The following is a 6000-nucleotide window of genomic DNA, read 5'->3' as shown; positions in this document are numbered from 1 at the left end:
ATAAAATTAATATTCTTTCTCTAATTTGAGCATTTTCATTTTCATTCATTTCTTTAAGTAATTTTCTTTTTTGCTCTTTAGACAGATGATTTTTGGCTGGCATTGGGGGTTATATTCCTAAAAATACTTAATCTTTTATTATACAATCAAGCTGCGTAGCAGCTTACAAGATCCTGATGAAGCTTTGTTTTCAGGAATGCCCCGCAGCGCGATTGAACGGGTGAAAATTGACCATATTTTAAAGGTTGCAGAGATCCCCTCGATTTTGATTCAGCTTACCGATACACCCATTCAGCAGGAAGAGATTATGGTGGATGAAATCGCCAAAGAAAGTGAAATTGTCGCCCAGCATAAAGCGGATTTGGAACAAGGAAAACATTCCGGGTCTGCCTCGATGTTAACCTGCCCAGACTGTGGGGGGGTCTTGTGGGAATTACAAGAGGGAAATGTGCTGCGGTATCGTTGCCATGTCGGACACGCCTATTCTGTTGATAGTTTACTTGAACAACAAGGAAATGATGTGGAACGGGCGTTATGGTCAGCCATTCGGGCGTTAGAAGAAAAAGCGGCGTTAGCACGACGGATGGCAACCCAAGCTCGAACCCACCATCGTACCCTTTCAGAAAGCCAATTTTTACAACGGGCACAGGAAGCAGAACAACAAGCGGCTTTAGTGCGTCAAGTTATTTTACAACAAATGGAAACCCACTAAGCAACTATTGGGGGTCTGGATTTTCGGTTTTGACGACTCGAATTGTTTCTTCAGATAACGGAATTTCTGCTAAGATTTGGTCATCGCTTCCGACTTGCTCAATGACAAGTTTTTCTCGTTTAACCGGAACTTGAACAAAATGAGTTTCAACTTGTTTACGAATAACAACTTCTCCTACTTTACGGCGTTCCCGTTCAACAATTAATTTTTCTTCTTTTAAAGGAATGGTTATATTATCGACAATATTGGGTTGATTTTCAGAGGATGGTAATAGTAAGGTTGAATCGGTTTCATCTTCTTCATCGTTGAGGGAAAAGGATGGAATAGGAGTGGGAAAATATTGTTGAGGAGTTGAGGAATTTGGGTTGGTCTTGAGAAAGGGTTCTAACTCTGGTGTTCGTTCAATAAAGAGTAAACGATCATCAATATTAGTTTGTTTAATTAAGTTCGCTTTGAGTAACAATAATTGCTGACGATTTTCAGGGGTTATATTCAGAGGAATGACTAATTCCACTTTTCCTTTAGCATTGGAAATAACATCAATGACTTGACCAACAACTTCCCCATCTAAGGTTTGAATCCAACAGCCGTTGAGTTTTTGGGCTAATTGTTCAACTTTCCTATTTTTATGATACCCTTCAGGATAAGAATAAGCCATCTTTATTACCTCTTTTAAAGCTTGAAATTAAAAAAATTAGTAAAAATTTAACCCACTATAAAGAATTACAAGATTAGGGTTCTGTAGAGATATTTTGGGGAACATCTCTACAGAAAAAACTAAGCTTTCTCTACAGAATCAACCGAGAATTTAACGTTTGTCTTTAATCGTAGGTTCTCCATCGGTTTTAACATTCAATTTTTCCCGACGCAGTTTTTCTTGGGCTGTTATTGTATCCCGCTCAACTTCTTTACGAACATTGACTTCTTCAGTCACAAAAGCTTGCTTACGAATATCAGCCGTTTCTTCATAAACATCGACGCGAGCCACTTCTCCTTCGCGGAAATTAGCTTCGCCAGGGTTAACAGGTCGTTCACCAGTAGGAGTCATGCGTTCAACGACAACCCGCTCTTTTTCAATCGGAACACTGGCTTGTTCGGTGCGAACTTCTACGGTTTTACCGACCGAAACTGTACCTGCTTTTTGACGCTGTTTCTCAGCAATTAAGCGTTCTTCATAAAGCTTAATTGTGCCATGATTTTGAGCCTGGGTTAGATATAATTCGGGCTCGTTCTCGTATTTATAATTATCCCGATTGTAATTGGTTTTTGCAGATTTAGAAGTCCGATATCCAGCCCGAACCCGCTCTTCATAATCGTAGTCTACCGTCATATTATCAGTATATTCAGGTAAGGCTTCGGCTTGGTTTTTGGTTAATCCCAGAGCATAAACACGTTGATTAGCATAGTCCATTTGGGCGCGACCAACGGGTAGTAAAACTTTTTTACCAAAAACCCAAAAACCTGTATCAATCACAAAATACCGAAAATACCCATTCTCATCAATTAAGGCATCGTAGACTGTGCCAATTTTTTCATTGGTTGTATCGGTATATACATCGAATTTTTTAAGATCTTTGCCATCAAAAATTTCTTCTTTGTAATGGGGATAAGCATCTTTAATCTTAAACAAAGTCATCTTTCGATTTCTCAAATACTATTCCTTAATCATGTCAGAAAAAAACGATTTCTTGTTGCGTCATTAGATAGAGATTATTCTCCACCTCAAGATGGAGAGGATGCTAATAGGATTTTTAAAGTTGAGCAAGGAAACAGAAAAGACAAGAATTTAGCCGAAAATTTTAATTTTATAAATTTTAATTTTATAAATTTTATAATTTGAAATGTAAATTCTCTGCATTCGTCTATTAAAGGCAGAAGCTATAGCAATCCGCACCGAGGTTGTAATAATTTAAAACTGATATGAAACAGCCAAAAGTATTATCCCTGTTGCCTGTTGCCTGTTGCCTGTTCCCTTCTATCTACGAAAGAGCCTTAAACTCTTATAGAATTAAATTAAATCAAGTTAACTACCGTGAATAAGGAAAGAAAAGCAATGCACGTTTTACTGGTAGAAGATGAACCGGGAATTGCACAGTTTATTAGTCAAGGGTTACGGGAGGCTGGATATCTAGTGGATGTGGCTACCGATGGCAAAAAAGGCTGGGACTATGCCTCAACGGTTGAGTATGATTTAATGATTTTAGATTTGTTACTTCCGATCATGGATGGATTTCAACTTTTGGGTAAAATTCGGAATCATAAAATTATCACTCCCGTATTACTTTTAACCGCACGAGATAACGTAGAAGATCGAGTTCAAGGTTTAGATCGAGGGGCAGATGATTATTTAGTAAAACCCTTTGCTTTTTCTGAACTTTTAGCACGGTTAAGAGCCTTACAACGTCGTCCTCCATTACAATTAGATACAGTATTACAAGTTGCTGATTTAACGATGGATACCGTTAAACGAGAAGTGCGACGGGGTGCAAAATTAATCGAATTAAGTCCTTTAGAATTTAAACTTTTAGAATATTTAATGCGTCATCGGGAACAAGTCTTAAGTCGGACTCAAATTTTGCAACACGTTTGGGATTTAGATTTTTACAGCGATTCTAATATTGTAGATGTCTATATTGGGTATGTAAGACGCAAAATTGATCGGGGATTTGAACAACAAATTTTACAAACAATCCGGGGTGTTGGATATTGTTTAAAGCTGGGAGAAATCAATGATTAAAAAAATACATTTTGGAAAACGAACTATTCGGGTAGAACTCACGGCTTGGTATATTTTATTATTAGCTTTTACCTTAATGCTCTTTAGTAGCTACCTCTATGTTGTTTTAGAACATAGTTTGTTGAAACAACTGAACACGACCCTACAAGTCACAGCAACCCAAACCTTAAGCAACTTAATTAATAAAGATGGTCATTTAGCTTTTCGCTCCACTGAAGAATCTCAAGCCCTGACAGAACAATTTGTACAAGCTGGAATTGCAGTCAGATTAATCGATCAACAAGGTCATATTTGGGATGGTTTTGGTAGTTATTCTGCAATTCCTGTATTGATTCCCCAGAAAAAGGGATATTTAGATTTAAGTTCTCCTGACAAGAATTGGCGGGTTTATAATCAACCAATTCAGACTTCAAAAGGGGATACAGTATGGTTACAAGTAGCAGAATCTTTAGAGCCTGTTTATAAAGCCTCTAAACATCTGTTTAATTTAATGATATTAGGATTTCCTTTAGTCTTATTAATTGCTGGCTTAGGGGGTTGGTTTCTAGCAAATCGGGCTTTAAATCCCATTCAGGAAATTATTAGTAAAACGCAAATGATTAGTGCTAGTAATTTTACTCAACGGATTGATTATAAAGGCCCTCCTGATGAAGTGGGACGGTTGGCTAAAACCATTGATAAAATGTTGGATCGCTTAGAATTTGCCTTTGAACATGAACGCCGATTTACCGCCGATGCTGCTCATGAATTACGCACTCCCTTAACGGTTATTAAGGGCAGAATAGGTGTTAGTTTAAGTCGCGTTCGTACCCCAGAAGAATATGAAATAACGCTACAAGATTTAGAAAAAGAAGCAGATCGATTAATTCGATTAACCAATGGGTTGCTATTTTTAGCTCGACTGGAATTGCGACAGATTCAACCTTCGTTTTTACACCCCGTAGATTTAACAAATTTATTGGGAGCTTTGGTTGAACAACTGGAACCTTTATCGGCATCTAAACCAATTATTTTAAAACAGATAATTGCCGAAAATTTATGGATTCTTGGGAATCCTGATTATTTAACAAGTCTATTTTTAAATTTATTAGATAATGCCCTCAAATATACTCAAAAAGGAGGCCAAGTTATTTTAAAAGCGCAACAAGATGAGGAACAGGTTAAAATTACAATACAAGATACAGGTTTAGGAATTGAATCCCAACATTTACCTTATTTATTTGAGCGGTTTTATCGCGTTGAAGAAGCGAGATCTCGTCAGACTGGAGGTGTAGGTTTAGGATTAGCAATTGCTCAAGAAATCTGTCGCTTACATGGCGGAAAATTAACCGTTGATAGCCAAATCAATCAAGGAACAACATTTAGCTTATTTTTACCTCGCTCCCGCAGCTTTTAAAATACCGTCACAAATGAAACTTGGGGTATAGAATCTGGATATTGAGAATACAAAATATTGTTTCATTTTTGTTAAAACTATATTTTAGTGCCAAATCTGGAATTAAGAATATTCTTAGAATTTTCTCACCGTTCTCTTAGTATATTTTCTTTGACTCAAAAAACTAGGAGGTGTTTGTTTGTTCAGTGACGCGAAATGGGTGATACACTAAAGGAATTTTCACAAAGGCTACAAGGATAGGCATCAGTTATCAGTAAGTCCCGTCCAGTAACCAGAGTTGTTAGTGATTGAGGAAATAGTTATGCCCATTAAACGCATTATTAGCGGTTTGAATGATTTTCAAGAGAATTACTTCAAGGCTAATCAAGACTTCTTTGAGCAGCTATCTCAGGGTCAAACCCCAGACATTTTATTTATCACCTGTTGTGATTCTAGGATTGCTCCCAACTTGTTGACTCAGACTAAACCCGGAGAATTGTTTATTATTCGTAATATGGGCAATATTATTCCGCCTTATGGAACCCTGAATAGTAGCGAAGCCACCGGAATTGAATATGCGGTTCAAGCTTTGAATATCAAAGAAATTGTCATCTGTGGACATTCCCATTGTGGCAGTATTAAAGGATTATTACAACTCCAAAGCTTGTCTGATGAAATGCCTTTAGTCTATGACTGGTTGAAACATTACGGAGAACCAATTCGCCGGATTATTCGAGAAAATTATCAAGAATATTCTGGAGAAGAATTATTAAACATAGCGACCCAAACTAATGTTTTAAATCAAATTGCCAACCTAGAAACCTATCCCGTTGTTCGCTCTCGGTTACAGGCTGGAAAAATTCAACTTCATGCTTGGGTTTATGAAATTGAAACGGGAGAGATCTTAGCTTATGATGTTAAGCAAAATCAGTTTGTTCCCCTTGAACAAGAACCCTTTCCTGTTCCTGATCCTTTAAGCACTATGCAACCTATTTAAACGGTTGTAAAATTTTCTAACATGGTCTTAAAAGTCAGAGAATTTTCCCCCGGTTACAACGGCCAACTTCAACCCCTTATTAGGGGTAATTTTCTGGGAATTTATCGGATGTAGAGTAAGAGTAATGGATTTACCCCCTCTACAAACTGATAAATTAATGGTGCTTTTGTCCTGTTCTA

At 37.3% G+C, this 6000-nt stretch carries 6 protein-coding genes; 4 read left to right on the top strand and 2 right to left on the bottom strand.

Annotation, left to right across the window (positions count from 1 at the left end; translation table 11 throughout):
- The first annotated feature begins 196 nt into the window (after positions 1 to 196).
- Positions 197 to 712 carry a hypothetical protein gene (locus H6G57_RS27470; protein ID WP_190524824.1) on the top strand — a complete coding sequence of 172 codons (516 nt, stop codon included), beginning with the start codon at positions 197 to 199 and terminating at the stop codon, positions 710 to 712.
- Between the two features lie 4 nt (positions 713 to 716).
- Here H6G57_RS27470 and H6G57_RS27465 read toward each other — a convergent pair whose 3' ends face one another.
- Both H6G57_RS27465 and H6G57_RS27460 read right to left on the bottom strand, forming a co-directional pair.
- Positions 717 to 1370, bottom strand: coding sequence for a YsnF/AvaK domain-containing protein (locus H6G57_RS27465; protein WP_190524821.1), 654 nt, complete (start codon positions 1368 to 1370; stop codon positions 717 to 719).
- 150 nt (positions 1371 to 1520) lie between these two features.
- On the bottom strand, positions 1521 to 2348 hold the full coding sequence (locus tag H6G57_RS27460; RefSeq protein ID WP_190524819.1) for a DUF2382 domain-containing protein: 828 nt from the start codon (positions 2346 to 2348) through the stop codon (positions 1521 to 1523).
- 396 nt (positions 2349 to 2744) lie between these two features.
- Here H6G57_RS27460 and H6G57_RS27455 point away from each other — a divergent pair, with 396 nt between their 5' ends.
- From H6G57_RS27455 to H6G57_RS27445, 3 genes are all read left to right on the top strand, one after another.
- Positions 2745 to 3449, top strand: coding sequence for a response regulator transcription factor (locus tag H6G57_RS27455; RefSeq protein WP_309236071.1), 705 nt, complete (start codon positions 2745 to 2747; stop codon positions 3447 to 3449).
- Entirely contained in the window at positions 3442 to 4845 is a 1404-nt protein-coding gene (locus H6G57_RS27450) for an ATP-binding protein (protein ID WP_190524817.1), read from the top strand. The genes H6G57_RS27455 and H6G57_RS27450 overlap by 8 nt, the downstream gene beginning before the upstream one ends.
- A gap of 301 nt (positions 4846 to 5146) precedes the next feature.
- Positions 5147 to 5821 (top strand): carbonic anhydrase, encoded by a 675-nt coding sequence (locus tag H6G57_RS27445; protein ID WP_190524815.1) that lies wholly within the window; start codon positions 5147 to 5149, stop codon positions 5819 to 5821.
- Positions 5822 to 6000: the final 179 nt, after the last annotated feature.

The sequence above is a fragment of the Planktothrix sp. FACHB-1365 genome, from assembly GCF_014697575.1.
Classification (GTDB): domain Bacteria; phylum Cyanobacteriota; class Cyanobacteriia; order Cyanobacteriales; family Microcoleaceae; genus Planktothrix.
This window is presented reverse-complemented; position numbering and strand designations above follow the sequence as displayed.